Raw genomic sequence first — 13,657 nt, 5'->3', positions numbered from 1 at the left:
GGCCATGCGCTATTCACAGTGGATTCCGCTGGCGGCCGGCGCGGTGTGCGCGCCGGTGTTCGCCACCCAGTATCTGAGCGCCGAGCAGGCGCAGAAGCTGATGTTCCCCGAGGCGAGCGCCTTCCGCGAGCAGAACGTCGCGCTCAACGCGGCGCAGATGCAGCAGGTGGAGAAGCTGGCCGGGTTGGCGGCGCGCTCGGTCAACTGGCGCGTGTTCGGCGCCTACAAGGGCGACGCGCTGCTTGGCTGGATGGTGCTCGACGACGTGGTCGGCAAGTTCGAGCTGATCTCCTACGCCGTCGGCGTCAACCCGGACGCCAGCGTGCGCCAGGTCGAGGTGCTGAGCTACCGCGAGAGCCACGGCGGCGAAATCCGCACGCCGGCCTGGCGCCGCCAGTTCGTCGGCAAGACGGCGCAGGGCGGCATCGCCATCGGCGAGGGCATCGCCAACATCAGCGGCGCCACCCTGTCCTGCACCCACCTGACCGACGGCGTGCGGCGCATCGCCGCCATCGCCCAGGCGGTGCTGAAAAAATGATCCGCCGCGCCCAGCCCTGGCTGGGCACTCTGGTCGAGATCACGGTGGCCGACGCGCTGCCGGACGAGGCCGTGCAGCGGGCCATCTCGCTGGCCTTCGCCGAGGTGGCGCTGGTGCACCGGCTGATGAGTTTTCACGCCGCCGACAGCGACGTGGCGCGGCTCAACCGCGCCTGGCCCGGCGATATGCTGACCGTCGATCCGCACACCTGGCGGGTGCTGGAGCTGGCGCAGCGCGTCGCCGACCAATCCGAGCAGATCTTCAACATCGCCTGCGCGCCGCGCCTGGTGGCCTGGGACTGCCTGCCGGCGCCGCAGCCGGAGGTGCCGGCCTACCGGCCCGGCCTGACGGTGCTGCGCTGCGAGGCCGGCCTGCGGGTGCGCAAGGCGGTGCCGGGCTGGGTCGACCTGGGCGGCATCGCCAAGGGTTATGCCGTCGATCTGGCGTTGGCCGCGCTGGGCGACGCCGGCATCGCCAGCGCCTGTGTCAACGCCGGCGGCGACTTGCGCGCCATCGGCCCGCTGGCGTGGCCGGTGCGGCTGCGCGCGCCGCGCGATCCGGGCCGCGCCGGCGCCGTGCTGGAGTTGCGCGACGAAGCGCTGGCCACCTCGGCCAGCTATTTTTCCGCCCGCCGGCACGAGGGCCGCGACGTCAGCGCGCTGGTCGACGGCCGCGACGGCAGTGCGCTCGGCGCCGCCGCCGGCAGCGTCTCGGTGCGCGCCGCCAGTTGCGCCGTGGCCGACGCGCTGACCAAGGTGGTGTTGGCCAGCGGCGACGCGGCGCACCCGGCGCTGCAAGCCTTCGCCGCCACAGCGCTTATAATCTGAGCGATGCACCCCACCCACCACTCCCGTCACCACATCAATCTGCGCCTGGAGCGCTGGCACCGGCGCTGCATCTACCTGAGCTGCTTCGCGCTGCTGGCGAGCGGCGCCGCCTGGCTGCTGGCGCGCTACTTCATGCGGCCGGTCGGCCAGTTCGGCGAAACCATCCACCCGCTCGAACCCTGGGCCATGAAGCTGCACGGCGCCAGCGCGATGCTGATGTTGTTCTTCGTCGGCAGCCTGATGAACGCCCACATCCGCCGCGCCCTCAAGGCCGGCCGCAACCTGGCCACCGGCTGGGGCATGCTGCTCACGCTGGCGCTGCTCACCGCCAGCGGCTACGGCCTGTACTACCTGGCCGGCGAGGCCGACCGGCCGCTGTGGTCGGCGACGCACTGGATCGTCGGCCTGGCGATGGGCGCGCTGACCGTGCTGCACGTGGCGCTGGGACGGCGCGGCAGTCCGCACCGGGCGCACTAGGCCACACCGGGCCACACCAGTTCGCACTAGGCCGGCGGCGCCGCCACGCCGGCCGCCGCCGTGCCGGCGCGGGGCGCGAAGGTCAGCCAACTGAGGCCGGCGAGCAGCCAGGCGCCCGCGCCGCCATACAACATCACCCATTCGAAGCCCTGCAGCAGCGCGCCATGCGCGATCTCGGCGGCTTGCGCGGCCAGCGCCGCCGCGTCGGCCGGCGCCAGACTCTGCGCGGCGGCGGCGACATCGCCGGCGGCGATCCGCTCGGCCAGCGCGCGCACGCGGCCGGCGTCCGGCGCGCCGGGCAGGCGCGCTTGCAGATACGCCGAGATCCCGGCCAGCAGTATCGAGCCCATCAGGGCGATGTTGATCGCCAGCGCGATCAGCCGGGCGCTGGTGTCGATACCGGACGCCATGCCGGCGCGGTTGGCGGCGACGGCGGCGGTGGCGGTGTTGCTGACGGGCGTATGCGTGAGGCCCAGGCCGATGCCGGCCAGCGCCGCGCCCGGCAGCACGCCGAGCCAGGCCAGCGGCCCGGCGCCGGCGCCCAGATACATCAGCATGAAGCCCGAGCCGATGGTGAACAGTCCGGCCGGGATCACCAGGCCGGCCCGCTCGCCGCGCGCCAGGCGCTCGGCCAGGGGCGGCAGCAGCAGCGTGGGCACGGTGTAGGCCAGCAGCGCCAGGCCGGCCCGCACGCTGCCATAACCGAGCACGCTCTGGAAGTAAATCGGCAGATAGATCATGAAGGGCCAATAGCTGAAATTCATGCCCAGCGAGCCGCACAGGGCGCCGGAAAAGCGGCGGTTGCGGAATACGGCGAAGTCCATCATCGGATGCGGCTGGCGCTTTTCGATGACGACGAAGGCGACCAGGCTCAGCGCCGTGGCCAACACCACGCCGCCCGCCGCCAGTGCGGCGATGGCCGGCGCCAGGGCGGGCGCGAGGTCAAGCTGGCCGCCCAGCAGCGCCAACGCGGCGCCGACGATGCGCAGCACGTCGCCGCCCAACGCCGGTCCCTGGGTGATGCTGTAGCTCAGGCCGAACACGGCCAGCGACAGCGTGGCGATGCCCGCCACGTCGAGCCGGGCCGCCTGCGGATCGCGCGATTCGTCGACGCCGGCCAGCACCAGCGCCAGCGTCAGCGCGGCCAGCGGCAAGTGGATCAGGAACACCCAGGACCAATCGCTGAGGGCGACGATCATGCCGCCGACGATGGGGCCGAAGCCCAGGCCGATGCCGGACACCATGCCCCAGGTGGCGAAGGCCCGCGTGCGCTCGGGGCCCTGGCGGAACTGATGCGACAGGATGGCCAGCAGGCAGATCAGCATGGCGCCGCCGGCCACGCCTTGCAAAGCGCGGCCGGCGATCAGCGCGGCGGTGTTGGCGGCCAGCCCGCACAGCAGCGAGGCCAGGCCGAAGGCGACGATGCTGCCGATGAACAGCCGTTTGCGGCCGTAGCGGTCGGCCAGCGCGCCGGTCGCCATCAGCACGGTGGTGCAGGCCAGGGTGTAGGCGTTCATGATCCATTGCAAGTCTTGAAAATCGCCGTGCAGCACTTTTTCGAGTGCCGGCAGGATCACCGGCACGCTGGAAATTTCCAGGCCGAACATCAGCGAGGCCAGGCAACTGGCCGCCAGGGCCAGTGAGTTTTTACGGGAGCGCGACAGGCGCATCATCTTTCCTTTCGGGTCGTGGTCGGAACGGCGCCGCCACGGCGGACGCCTCTGGCCGGCAGTATCGCGCCACGCCGGCCATGACGGAAATGATTTAATTTTGTACAATTCAGTAATTGCCATCATAGATCGACACCATGGATTTCGAACCCGCCCTGCTGCGCGCCTTCATCGCCGTCACCGAAGCGGGCGGTTTCACCCGCGCCGCCCAGCGCCTGCACCTGACCCAGTCGGCCGTCAGCCACCAGATCCGCCGGCTGGAACAGCAGGCCGGCCGGCCGCTGCTGCAGCGCACCACGCGCAGCCTGACGCTGACCGAGGATGGCCACGACTTCCTCGGCCACGCCCGCATCGCGCTCGACGCGCTCGACGCGCTGACGCGCCGCTTCCAGACCTCGGCGGTGGCCGGCGTGCTGCGCTTCGGCGTGCCGGAAACCTTCATGGGCGAGCGTCTGCCGGCGCTGCTGGGCCAGTTCTCGCGCGACTATCCGGCGGTGCGGCTCGACGTTCAGGTCGGCACCTATCTGGACTTGCGGGCGATGGCCAAGGCGGGCGAACTGGACCTGGCCGTGGTGCTGGGCGAAGCGGACGCGGTGGCGGCGGCCGACGTGTTGCGGCGCACCCATTTCATCTGGGCCGCCGCCGACGGTTTCGCGGCGGCGCCGGGCGCCTCGCTGCCGCTGGCGCTGTCGCCGCCGCCCTGCGTCAACCGCAGCGTGGCCGAGCTGGCGCTGGCCGCCACGGCGTTGAGCACGCATATCGCCTTCACCTCGCCGAGCGCGGAGGGGATACGGGCGGCGGTGCTGGCCGGGCTGGGCGTGACGGTGCAACTGCCCAGCGATCTGACGGCGGGCATGCGCTGCGTCGACGGCGAATACGGCTTGCCGCCATTGCCGGCGGCCGATTTCGTGCTGGTCTGGCGCGGCGGCGACAAAAGCCCGGCGGCGCGGGCTTTCGGCGAACTGCTGCAAAGCATGACGGCGGCGTCCGGCCGGCGCCGCCGCGGGCATGAAAAATCTTTGTCGGCGGCGGCATGACGCGCATGACAAGCAAGTAATATTACGCAGATTACGCAGTACAATGCCCGGACTGGATGGCCAAGCAGTCCCCACTTCCCGGAAAGTCATGCCTATGTCCGTGTCCTTGCCTCCCCCGCGCCACGGCCGGCTGCGCCGCGCCGCCGCGCTGGCCCTGCTGCTGTGGGCCGGCGGCGCCGGCGCGGTGGACATCCGCACCGCCGCGCAGGACGCCACGGCGCCGAAATTCGTCGCCCAGCACGGCGTCGGCGGACACCAGGTGGGCGGCCTGTGCATCGACATCCTGCACGCCATCGAGCGGCTCGACCCGGAGCTGCGCTTCGTCGGCACGCAGCACTGGCTGCCGGTGCCCAGGGTCGAGGCCGGCGTCGCGGCGGGCACGCTGGATGTCGCCTGCGCGCTGCTGCGCACGCCCGAGCGCGAGGCGCGCTTCCACTTCATCGAGCCGGCGCTGTTTCCGGCCAACTTCTATCTGGCGGTGCGCGCCGACGACCAGGTGCGCGTCAAGGATTGGGACGACGTGCGCCGGCTCGGCGAGCAGGGCACCGTGCTGGTCATGCACGGCTTCGGCATCGCCCAGCGCCTCAAGCGCATCGGCGGCCTGCGCGTCGACGACGGCGGCAACGATTCGGTCACCAACTTCAACAAGCTGCTGGCCGGCCGCGGCCGCTTCTACCTGCACCGCGCGCCCGGCATCCAGTGGGAGATCAGCCGCGCCGGCATGGACAACCGGATCAAGCTGCTGTCGCCGCCGATCCTCAGCGAGGGCCTGTACATGGTCGCCTCGCGCAAGCTGCCGGCCGAGCGGGTCGAGCGGATGCGCCTGGCCATCGTCCAGCTGCGCGGCGACGGCACGCTGGAACGCCTGCGCGTCAAATGGGAAGGCGAGGCGCCTTGACGGCCGCCGCGGCGGACGTAAAAAAACCCGCCGTGGCGGGTTCGCTGGCAGCGCACGACGGGGCGGCTTACTTGCCGCCGCGGCCGGCGCTGATCAGATAGTTCTGCATGGTCGCCTCGGCCACCGAGGCCCATTGGTTCTGGTCCTGGCGGAAGCGCTTCCACGGCTCGTAGATCTTCTTGAACTTGGCGTTCTTCGCCGCCTCCTCGTTCATGACGTCGTTGGCGGCCTTGTAGCAGGCATCCATCGTGTCTTTCGGGAAGTTGCGCAGCTTGACGCCGTTCTTCAGCAGGCGGGCCAGGGCGGCCGGGTTGCGGGCGTCGTACTCGGCCTGCATCACCAGATGCGCCTCGTAGGTGGCCACTTCCAGCGCGGCCTGGTATTCCTTGGGCAGCTTTTCCCACTCCTTGATGCCGACGTAGAAGGAGAACGAGGCGCCGGCCTCCCACCAGCCCGGCGCGTAGTAGAAGGGCGCGACCTTGTAGAAGCCCAGCTTTTCGTCGTCGTAGGGGCCGACCCACTCGGCGGCGTCGATGGTGCCTTTTTCCAGCGCCGGGTAGATGTCGCCGCCGGCCAGCTGTTGCGGCACCAGGCCGAGGCGTTCCAGCACGCGGCCGGCGAAGCCGCCGACGCGCATCTTGGTGCCCTTCAGGTCGGCCACCGACTTGATCTCCTTGCGGAACCAGCCGCCCATCTGGGTGCCGGAATTGCCGCCGAGGAAGTTGATGATGCCGTAGCCTTTGAAGAACTCGCGGGTCAGCTCGCGGCCGCCGCCCTGGTCGTACCAGGCGGTGTGCTGGCGCGAGGTCAGGCCGAAGGGCACGGCGCAGTCGAAGGCGAAGGTGGCGTCCTTGCCGAAGTAGTAGTACGAGGCGCTGTGGCCCATCTCGACGGTGCCGGCCTGGACCGCGTCCATCACTTGCAGGCCGGGGACGATTTCGCCGGCGGCGAAGCTGCGGATGTTGAACTTGCCGCCGGTCAGCGCGGCGACGCGTTTGGTGAAGGTGTCGGCGGCGCCGAAGATGGTGTCGAGCGATTTGGGGAAGCTCGAGGCCAGCCGCCAATTGATGGTCGGCAATGCGTCGGCCGCCAGGGCGGGGGCCGCGATGACGCCGGCGCCGGCGCCGACTGCTGTTTTTTTCAGAAAGGAACGACGTTCCATACCTAAAGTCTCCTAGTGTTTTTTGACGTCACGAAAACGTTACAGCATTGATAAATGCTGGGCACAGTGTATGAGCTGTCCCGGCGCCGTGCAACGAAAATATGGCGGCGGAAACGACAATGGCCGCGCGGGGCGGCCATCGGGCATGGACAAACAACAGTCACAAACAACAGTCGGGCCGCGGCGGCGGCCCGCGCTCGCGCCTAGCCGCCAGCCACCACCATGTTTTCGAGCAGGATGGAGCCGGTCTGCTTGGTGCCGCGCACCAGCACGTCGGCGCCGACGGCGACGATCTGCGCCAGCATGTCCTTCATGTTGCCGGCGATGGTGATCTCCTCGACCGGGTACTGGATGATGCCGTTCTCGACCCAGAAGCCGGAGGCGCCGCGCGAGTAGTCGCCGGTGACGTAGTTGGTGCCCTGGCCCATCAGCTCGGTGACCAGCAGGCCGGTGCCCATCTTCTTGAGCATGGCGACGAAGTCGTCCGACGGCTTGGTCAGGCTGGAGGTCAGCGATAGGTTGTGCGAGCCGCCGGCGTTGCCGGTGGTCTGCATGCCCAGCTTGCGCGCCGAATAGGTCGACAGGAAATAGCCCTGCACCACGCCGTCCTTGACGACGTCGCGCTTGACGGTGCGCACGCCTTCCTCGTCGAACGGCGCCGAGCCGACGGCGCCGACCACGTGCGGGTCTTCCTTGACCTGGATGTGGCTGGGGAACACGGCGGTGCCGAGCGAGTCGAGCAGGAAGGTCGATTTGCGGTACAGCGCGCCGCCCGAGGTGGCCTGGACGAAGGCGCCCAGCAGGCCGGCCGCCAGCGGCGCCTCGAACAGCACCGGGCAGGTGCGGGTGTCGAGCTTGCGCGCGTTCAGGCGCGCCAGCGCGCGTTCGGCGGCGTAGCGGCCGACGGCTTCGGCCGAGGACATTTTTTCCGGGTCGCGCACCGAGGTGTACCAGTCGTCGCGCTGCATCTTGGCGCCCTTGCCGGCGATCGGCGCGACCGACAGGGTGTGGCGCGAATACGGGTAGCCGCCGATGAAGCCGCGCGAGTTGGCCGAGATGAAGTGCGATTGCTGCACGTGGACGCCGGCGCCCTCGCTGTTGGTGATGCGCGGGTCGACGGCGAAAGCGGCCGCCTCGGCGCGTTGGGCCAGGGCGACGGCTTCCTCGGTGGAAATGGTCCACGGGTAGAACAGCTGGAGGTCCCGCGGCGCCATTTCCAGCATGTCGGCGTCGGCCAGGCCGGCGCAGTCGTCGTCGGCGGTGAAGCAGGCGATGTTGTAGGCCGCCTCGACCGTGGCGCGCAGCGCCGCCGGCGAGAAGTCCGAGGTGCTGGCGTTGCCGCGCTTTTGGCCGATGAAGACCGTCACGCCCATGCCCTTGTCCTTGTTCTGCTCGATGGTCTCGATTTTGCTCTTGCGCACAGACACCGACAGCCCGCTACCCTCGCTGATTTCGACGGCGCAATCGGTGCCGCCTTTCTCCCGGGCGAACGTCAAGACGTCGCGGGCGAGTTGTTTCAATTGGTCCTGGCTGTGGGTAAATACGGAGTCGTTCATGGGCTGTTTTCTTCGGATGGCCGCTAAAACAGGTATCATAGCAGTCGTTTACAGTTTACAGGGGCGGCCTTGCGCTAAACCTGGAGTTAATAATATGCCAAATCCAAACCGGGGCGCTTGCGGCTTCCAATCATCCGAGTTCGAGCAGGAATACGAACGTCCGTCAAAATCCGAAATGAAGCGCCAGGTCAACGCCCTGCAGGAACTGGGCGCCGCCCTGATCGCCGAGCCGCGCGACCGCGTCAAGCGGGTGCCGATGCCGGAGGACGTGCGCGACGCCATCCTCGAGTGCCAGCTGATCACCAACCACGAAGGCCGCCGCCGCCAGCTGCAATACGTCGGCAAGAAGATGCGCACCTTGGACGAGGCCGAAGTGGCGGCGATCCAACAGGCGATCGACAGCTGGAAGGGTCTGTCCAAGGCCGACACCAACGCCATGCACGCGCTGGAGCGCCGCCGCGAGAAGCTGCTGACCGACGATAAGATTCTGACAACCTTGCTGGCGGAAAACCCGGAACTCGACGCGCAGCACCTGCGCACGCTGATCCGCAACGCGCGCAAAGAGCAGGCCGAGAGCAAGCCGCCGAAGGCCTACCGCGAGATCTTCCAGATCCTCAAGCAGGTCGAGGCGAAGAAGACCAAGGCGAAGGCCGCCGACGCGGCCGCCGCGGCCGACGCGCAAGACGACGAAGAAGATGACGAGTAACAGCGCCGGTATCGGCAACGGCGGCGCCGGCAGCAGCAGCGGCGGCGCGGCGGAGCTGGTGATCGGCCTGGTGTCGGTGTCCGACCGCGCCAGCGGCGGGGTCTACCAGGACCAGGGCATTCCGGCCCTGCGGGAATGGTTGGCGGCCGCGTTGAGCACGCCGTTCCGCGTCGAGACCCGCTTGATTCCCGACGAGCGCGCGCAGATCGAGGCGAGCTTGATCGAGCTGGTCGACACGGTGCGCTGCCACCTGGTGTTGACCACCGGCGGCACCGGCCCGGCGCGGCGCGACGTCACACCGGAGGCCACCCTGGCCGTCGGCAGCAAGGAAATGCCCGGCTTCGGCGAGCAGATGCGACAGATCAGCCTGCACTTCGTGCCGACCGCGATCCTGTCGCGCCAGTTGGCGGTGATCCGCGAGACGGCCGACCACGCCGCCCTGATCATGAATTTGCCGGGCCAGCCGAAGGCCATCAAGGAAACCCTCGAAGGCCTGCGCGACGCCGACGGCAAGCTGCTGGTGGGCGGCATCTTCGCCGCCGTGCCGTATTGCGTCGACCTGATCGGCGGCCCCTACATGGAAACCAACCCAGCGGTGAGCAAGACGTTCCGGCCGAAGTCGGCGCTGCGTCCGCCCGCCGCCTGAAGCCCTAGGAAACGAATGAGCACATTGTTAGAAACCATCGACATCGAATCGGCGCCTGACGCGAGTGTCGCCATCATCTGGATGCACGGCCTGGGCGCCGACGCCAACGACTTCGTGCCGATGGTGCGCGAGCTGGATCTGCGCGGCCTGCCGGCGATCCGCTTCGTCTTCCCCAACGCCGACACCATGCCCGTCACCATCAACGGCGGCCATGTGATGCGCTCGTGGTACGACATCGTCGCCACCGACCTGGGTCGGCACGAGGACGAGGCCGGCCTGCGCGCCTCGCAGCTCAAGGTCGAAGCCTTGATCGCACGCGAAGTGGCGCGCGGCATCCCGCCGAACCGCATCATCCTGGCCGGCTTCTCGCAAGGTTGCGCGATGACTTTGCAGACCGGCCTGCGGCAGACGGAAAAACTGGCCGGCCTGATGTGCCTGTCCGGCTACGTGCCGATCGCCGACCTGGCGGTCAAGGAGCACACGGCGGCCAGCCTGGCCACGCCGATCTTCATGGTGCACGGCCGCATGGACCCGGTGATTCCGGTGGCACGCGCCGAGCAGTCGCGCGACCTGCTCAAGCAGCTCGGCTACCAGGTCGAATGGCACGAGTATCCGATGCAGCACTCGGTGTGCCAGGAGGAAGTGGCGCACATCGGCGCCTGGCTCAAGCGCGTGCTGCTGTAGGCGGGACGGCGACGCCGGCAAAACCCAAGGACGACACCCGGGGTCGGACCCGGCGGGTCTGACCCCGGCTCTTTGCCGCTGGGGTTCGCCGGCATCCGCGACACCTTCAGTTCCTCACAAAAATCCCCGGCCGGTCCGGGGATTTTTGCGTTTGCAGCCTGCGCAATTTGCCGTTGGCGCGCCAGCAGTGCGCGGCGCCGTGGGCCTGGCCCAGCCGGCGCGCCCGGCGCGCGCCGGCGCGTCCTCCGGCCCTACTCCGGCCCTACTCCGGCCTTACTCCGGCAGCGGCGCGGCCGGCGACTCAGGCACCGCCGTCTGGGCGACGTTCATCACCATCGCCAGCAGGGTGTAGTAGCCGTTGATGCCGATCAAGTCCATCACGCCGTGCTCGCCGAAGCGCTCCAGCGCCGCCGCGTAGGTGGCGTCGCCGACCCGCTTGCTTTCGTGCAGCTCGGTGCAGAAGTCGTACACCAGCGTCTCGTCGGCGCCCATGACGGCGGGCCGGCGCCGCTCGGCGATGGCGTCGATGACGCCGGCGGCGATGCCCTGCTCGGCGGCGATGGGGGCGTGGATGGCCCATTCGACCTGCTGGCTCCACTGCCGCGCCGTGACCAGGATGGCCAGCTCGCTCAGGCGCAGGCCGATGGCGCTGCGGAAGCGCAGGTAGGCGCCCATCTTCTGCGCGCTCTCCATCAGCTCGGGGCTGCGGATCAGCGGCACGAAGGGGCCGTAGAGGGCGCCGCGCGGACCGTCGATGACGGCCTGGGCGGCCAGTTGCTGGGACGCGCTCATCTGCGCGAAGGGAATCGGGCCTAGTCTATCCTGCATCATGGACATCCTTTTGGTGGGGAAACTATTTGCCCATAGTCAGGGAAAAATCAACAGAGCACAAGCCCGCCGCGCTTATCGTTTGCGGACACCCCGTCGCTTTTCTTCCGCAAGGACACTATGAGCCACCTGATCCATCGCCATCTTTGCCAGCGCCCGCCGGTCGCCGTCGGCGCCAGCGGCGTCTACGTCGACGACAGCCTGGGCCGCCGCTACCTCGACGCCAGCGGCGGCGCCGCCGTCTCCTCGCTGGGCCACGGCCATCCCGACGTGCTGGCGGCAATGCACGCGCAGATCGAGCGCGCCGCCTACGCCCACACCGGCTTCTTCACCACCGAGGCGGCCGAGGAGCTGGCGGCGCTGCTGGCGGCCGACGCGCCGGGCGACCTCGACCACGTCTACCTGACCTCGGGCGGCTCGGAGGCGGTCGAGGCGGCGCTGAAGCTGGCGCGCCAGTACTACGTCGAGCGCGGCGAGCCGCAGCGCGCCATCTTCATCGCGCGGCGGCAGAGCTACCACGGCAGCACGCTGGGCGCGCTGGCGCTGGGCGGCAACACCCAGCGCCGGCGCCACTTCGCCCCGCTGTTGATCGACGTGGCGCGGGTGGCGCCCTGCTACGCCTGGCGCGAGCGCGCGCCCGGCCAGAGCGAGGACGACTACACGGCCGGCCTGCTGGCCGAGCTGGAGGCCTGCATCGTCGGCGCCGGGCCGCAGCGCGTCATCGGCTTCTGCGCCGAGCCGGTGGTCGGCGCCACCGGCGGCGCGATCCCGCCGACGCCGGGCTACTTCAAGGGCGTGCGGGCGCTGTGCGACAAGCACGACATCCTGTTCATCGCCGACGAGGTGATGTGCGGCATGGGCCGCACCGGCACGCTGCACGCGCTGGAGCAGGACGACGTGGTGGCCGACCTGGTGGCGCTGGGCAAGGGGCTGGGCGGCGGTTACCAGCCGATCGGCGCGGTGCTGGCGCGCGCGCCGCTGGTGCGCCAGTTGAGCGAGGGCGGCGGCGCCTTCGAGCACGGCCACACCTACGGCGGCCATCCGGTGGCGGCGGCGGCGGCGCTGGCGGTGCAGCGGGTGTTGCGGCGCGACGGCCTGGTGGCGCAGGCGGCGCGGCGCGGCGCGCAACTGCGCGCGTTGCTGCACCGGGCCTTCGACGCGCATCCGCACGTCGGCGACATCCGCGGCCGCGGTCTGCTGCTGGGACTGGAACTGGTGCGCGAGCGCGCCAGCAAGGCGCCGTTCGCGCCGGCGCTGCAACTGCACGCGCGCATCAAGCGGCAGGCGATGGCGCGCGGGCTGATGATCTATCCGATGGGCGGCACCGTCGACGGCGAGCGCGGCGACCACATCCTGTTGGCGCCGCCGTTCATCGTCAGCGAGGCCGAGCTGGGCGAGATCGTGACGCGGCTGGCCGAGGCGTTGGACGCGGCGCTGGCCGAACTGGACTGAGCCGGCGCGCGCCAAACGACAAAGGGACCCGCGCGGGTCCCTTTGTCGTTGCTGCCGGCGGCCACAAAACCACCCGACGGCGCACGGCGGGGGGCGGACCCAGCGGGTCCGACCCCGGCTTCACGCCCCCGGGTTTTCCCGACTTGGCGGCCTCAGGCCGCCTGCCAGGCGATCACGTCCTGCTGCTGCTCGCCCAGGCCGGCGATGCCGGCGCGCAGCGTGTCGCCCTTCTTCAGGAAGCGCTGCGGCTTGCGGCTGGCGCCCACGCCGGGCGGCGTGCCGGTGGCGATGATGTCGCCCGGCTCCAGGGTCATGAACTGCGACAGGTAGCTGACGATCTGCGCCACCGTGAAGATCATCGTCTCGGTGCTGCCGGTCTGCATGCGCTTGCCGTTCAGTTCCAGGTACAGGTCGAGGCGCTGCACGTCGGGCACCTCGTCGCGGGTGACCAGCCAGGGGCCGACCGGGCCGAAGGTGTCGCAGCCCTTGCCCTTGTCCCACTGCGGGCCGCGTTCGAGCTGGAAGGAGCGCTCGGACAGGTCGTTGACGACGCAGTAGCCGGCGACATGGTTCAGCGCCTCGGCTTCGCCGACATACCGCGCGCGGGTGCCGATCACCACGCCAAGCTCGACCTCCCAGTCGGTTTTCTTCGAGCCCTTGGGCAGCATGACGGGATCGTCCGGGCCGTTCAGGCAGCTGATCGCCTTCATGAACACGATCGGTTCCTTGGGCGCCTCCAGGCCGGCCTCGGCGGCGTGGTCGGCGTAGTTCAGGCCGATGCCGATGAACTTGCCGATGCCGGCCAGCGGCACGCCGAAGCGCGGCGTGCCGCGCACCAGTGGCAGGCTGGCGCTGGCGACCTTGGCCAGCTTGCGCAGCGCCTTGTCGGACAGGGTGCTGGCGTCGATGTCGGCGATCACGCCGGACAGGTCGCGCAGTTTGCCCTCATCATCGATCAGGCCTGGTTTTTCTTTGCCGGGACGGCCATAGCGAACGAGTCTCATACGTATCCTTGGTGACGATTGCGGTGGTGCGCCATTCTAACCGATGGCCCCGCCGGCGCCGGCGGCCCCGGCGGCGGCCCTAGCAGTCTGTCGGACTTGAAGCTAGATGAGGGCTGCTCTGCCGCGTCTAGCTGGATTTCGCCAACTTATTTCCATGAATTGGTCGCGAACG

At 69.5% G+C, this 13,657-nt stretch carries 14 protein-coding genes; 9 read left to right on the top strand and 5 right to left on the bottom strand.

All coding sequences use genetic code 11. The annotated features are described in order from the left end of the window. Positions 1-4 precede the first annotated feature (4 nt). From H7U20_RS27845 to H7U20_RS27835, 3 genes are read left to right on the top strand one after another with little or no spacing between them, the layout of a single operon-like run. Entirely contained in the window at positions 5-538 is a 534-nt protein-coding gene (locus H7U20_RS27845) for an FMN-binding protein (protein WP_199762389.1), read from the top strand. After that, entirely contained in the window at positions 535-1,365 is an 831-nt protein-coding gene (locus H7U20_RS27840) for an FAD:protein FMN transferase (RefSeq protein WP_199762388.1), read from the top strand. Before H7U20_RS27845 ends, H7U20_RS27840 begins: the two co-directional genes overlap by 4 nt. 3 nt (positions 1,366-1,368) lie before the next feature. Further along, positions 1,369-1,842 (top strand): DUF4405 domain-containing protein, encoded by a 474-nt coding sequence (locus H7U20_RS27835; protein WP_199762387.1) that lies wholly within the window; start codon positions 1,369-1,371, stop codon positions 1,840-1,842. Positions 1,843-1,868: 26 nt separating this feature from the next. Here the strand turns inward: H7U20_RS27835 and H7U20_RS27830 are convergent, their stop codons facing one another. After that, entirely contained in the window at positions 1,869-3,512 is a 1,644-nt protein-coding gene (locus H7U20_RS27830) for an MFS transporter (RefSeq protein WP_199762451.1), read from the bottom strand. Positions 3,513-3,649: 137 nt separating this feature from the next. Here H7U20_RS27830 and H7U20_RS27825 point away from each other — a divergent pair, with 137 nt between their 5' ends. Together H7U20_RS27825 and H7U20_RS27820 are read left to right on the top strand one after the other, a co-directional pair. After that, positions 3,650-4,549 (top strand): LysR family transcriptional regulator, encoded by a 900-nt coding sequence (locus H7U20_RS27825; RefSeq protein WP_199762386.1) that lies wholly within the window; start codon positions 3,650-3,652, stop codon positions 4,547-4,549. Positions 4,550-4,637: 88 nt separating this feature from the next. Next, entirely contained in the window at positions 4,638-5,447 is an 810-nt protein-coding gene (locus H7U20_RS27820) for a substrate-binding periplasmic protein (RefSeq protein WP_199762385.1), read from the top strand. 67 nt (positions 5,448-5,514) lie between these two features. On the opposite strand, the gene H7U20_RS27815 is transcribed toward H7U20_RS27820, so the two are convergent. Beyond that, positions 5,515-6,609: a TRAP transporter substrate-binding protein gene (locus H7U20_RS27815; RefSeq protein WP_199762384.1), complete on the bottom strand. Its 1,095-nt coding sequence runs from the start codon at positions 6,607-6,609 to the stop codon at positions 5,515-5,517. A gap of 203 nt (positions 6,610-6,812) precedes the next feature. Further along, positions 6,813-8,165, bottom strand: coding sequence for a metalloprotease PmbA (gene pmbA / locus H7U20_RS27810; protein ID WP_199762383.1), 1,353 nt, complete (start codon positions 8,163-8,165; stop codon positions 6,813-6,815). 94 nt (positions 8,166-8,259) lie between these two features. On the opposite strand from pmbA, the gene yjgA reads away from it, so the two are divergent. The 3 genes from yjgA to H7U20_RS27795 are packed head-to-tail and all read left to right on the top strand — an operon-like array spanning position 8,260 to position 10,201. Then, the gene (gene yjgA / locus H7U20_RS27805) at positions 8,260-8,871 is read left to right on the top strand and encodes a ribosome biogenesis factor YjgA (RefSeq protein ID WP_199762382.1); all 612 of its coding nucleotides are present in this window, start codon (positions 8,260-8,262) and stop codon (positions 8,869-8,871) included. A gap of 55 nt (positions 8,872-8,926) precedes the next feature. After that, positions 8,927-9,517: a molybdopterin adenylyltransferase gene (gene mog / locus H7U20_RS27800; RefSeq protein ID WP_233411148.1), complete on the top strand. Its 591-nt coding sequence runs from the start codon at positions 8,927-8,929 to the stop codon at positions 9,515-9,517. Positions 9,518-9,532: 15 nt separating this feature from the next. Continuing rightward, the gene (locus H7U20_RS27795; protein ID WP_199762380.1) at positions 9,533-10,201 is read left to right on the top strand and encodes an alpha/beta hydrolase; all 669 of its coding nucleotides are present in this window, start codon (positions 9,533-9,535) and stop codon (positions 10,199-10,201) included. Between the two features lie 273 nt (positions 10,202-10,474). Here the strand turns inward: H7U20_RS27795 and H7U20_RS27790 are convergent, their stop codons facing one another. Then, the gene (locus tag H7U20_RS27790; protein WP_199762450.1) at positions 10,475-11,029 is read right to left on the bottom strand and encodes a carboxymuconolactone decarboxylase family protein; all 555 of its coding nucleotides are present in this window, start codon (positions 11,027-11,029) and stop codon (positions 10,475-10,477) included. A 120-nt stretch (positions 11,030-11,149) separates the two neighbouring features. Between H7U20_RS27790 and H7U20_RS27785 the strand changes: the two genes are divergently transcribed. Next, a complete protein-coding gene (locus H7U20_RS27785) occupies positions 11,150-12,481 on the top strand; it encodes an aspartate aminotransferase family protein (protein WP_199762379.1) in 1,332 nt (443 codons plus the stop codon). 152 nt (positions 12,482-12,633) lie between these two features. Here the strand turns inward: H7U20_RS27785 and H7U20_RS27780 are convergent, their stop codons facing one another. Next, positions 12,634-13,485 carry a fumarylacetoacetate hydrolase family protein gene (locus H7U20_RS27780; RefSeq protein WP_199762378.1) on the bottom strand — a complete coding sequence of 284 codons (852 nt, stop codon included), beginning with the start codon at positions 13,483-13,485 and terminating at the stop codon, positions 12,634-12,636. Between the last annotated feature and the right edge of the window lie 172 nt (positions 13,486-13,657).

The organism is Rugamonas violacea, assembly GCF_016461825.1.
In the GTDB taxonomy this organism is placed as follows: domain Bacteria; phylum Pseudomonadota; class Gammaproteobacteria; order Burkholderiales; family Burkholderiaceae_D; genus Rugamonas.
This window is presented reverse-complemented; position numbering and strand designations above follow the sequence as displayed.

What these genes read in the sequence shown, in the direction of transcription:
- H7U20_RS27795 (WP_199762380.1), top strand. Translation starts at nt 9,533, where the DNA reads ATGAGCACATTGTTAGAAACCATCGACATCGAATCGGCGCCTGACGCG.
- H7U20_RS27815 (WP_199762384.1), bottom strand. Translation starts at nt 6,609, where the DNA reads ATGGAACGTCGTTCCTTTCTGAAAAAAACAGCAGTCGGCGCCGGCGCC.
- H7U20_RS27835 (WP_199762387.1), top strand. Translation starts at nt 1,369, where the DNA reads ATGCACCCCACCCACCACTCCCGTCACCACATCAATCTGCGCCTGGAG.
- H7U20_RS27780 (WP_199762378.1), bottom strand. Translation starts at nt 13,485, where the DNA reads ATGAGACTCGTTCGCTATGGCCGTCCCGGCAAAGAAAAACCAGGCCTG.
- H7U20_RS27790 (WP_199762450.1), bottom strand. Translation starts at nt 11,029, where the DNA reads ATGCAGGATAGACTAGGCCCGATTCCCTTCGCGCAGATGAGCGCGTCC.
- pmbA (WP_199762383.1), bottom strand. Translation starts at nt 8,165, where the DNA reads ATGAACGACTCCGTATTTACCCACAGCCAGGACCAATTGAAACAACTC.
- H7U20_RS27785 (WP_199762379.1), top strand. Translation starts at nt 11,150, where the DNA reads ATGAGCCACCTGATCCATCGCCATCTTTGCCAGCGCCCGCCGGTCGCC.
- yjgA (WP_199762382.1), top strand. Translation starts at nt 8,260, where the DNA reads ATGCCAAATCCAAACCGGGGCGCTTGCGGCTTCCAATCATCCGAGTTC.
- H7U20_RS27840 (WP_199762388.1), top strand. Translation starts at nt 535, where the DNA reads ATGATCCGCCGCGCCCAGCCCTGGCTGGGCACTCTGGTCGAGATCACG.
- H7U20_RS27830 (WP_199762451.1), bottom strand. Translation starts at nt 3,512, where the DNA reads ATGCGCCTGTCGCGCTCCCGTAAAAACTCACTGGCCCTGGCGGCCAGT.
- H7U20_RS27845 (WP_199762389.1), top strand. Translation starts at nt 5, where the DNA reads ATGCGCTATTCACAGTGGATTCCGCTGGCGGCCGGCGCGGTGTGCGCG.
- H7U20_RS27825 (WP_199762386.1), top strand. Translation starts at nt 3,650, where the DNA reads ATGGATTTCGAACCCGCCCTGCTGCGCGCCTTCATCGCCGTCACCGAA.
- H7U20_RS27820 (WP_199762385.1), top strand. Translation starts at nt 4,638, where the DNA reads ATGCCTATGTCCGTGTCCTTGCCTCCCCCGCGCCACGGCCGGCTGCGC.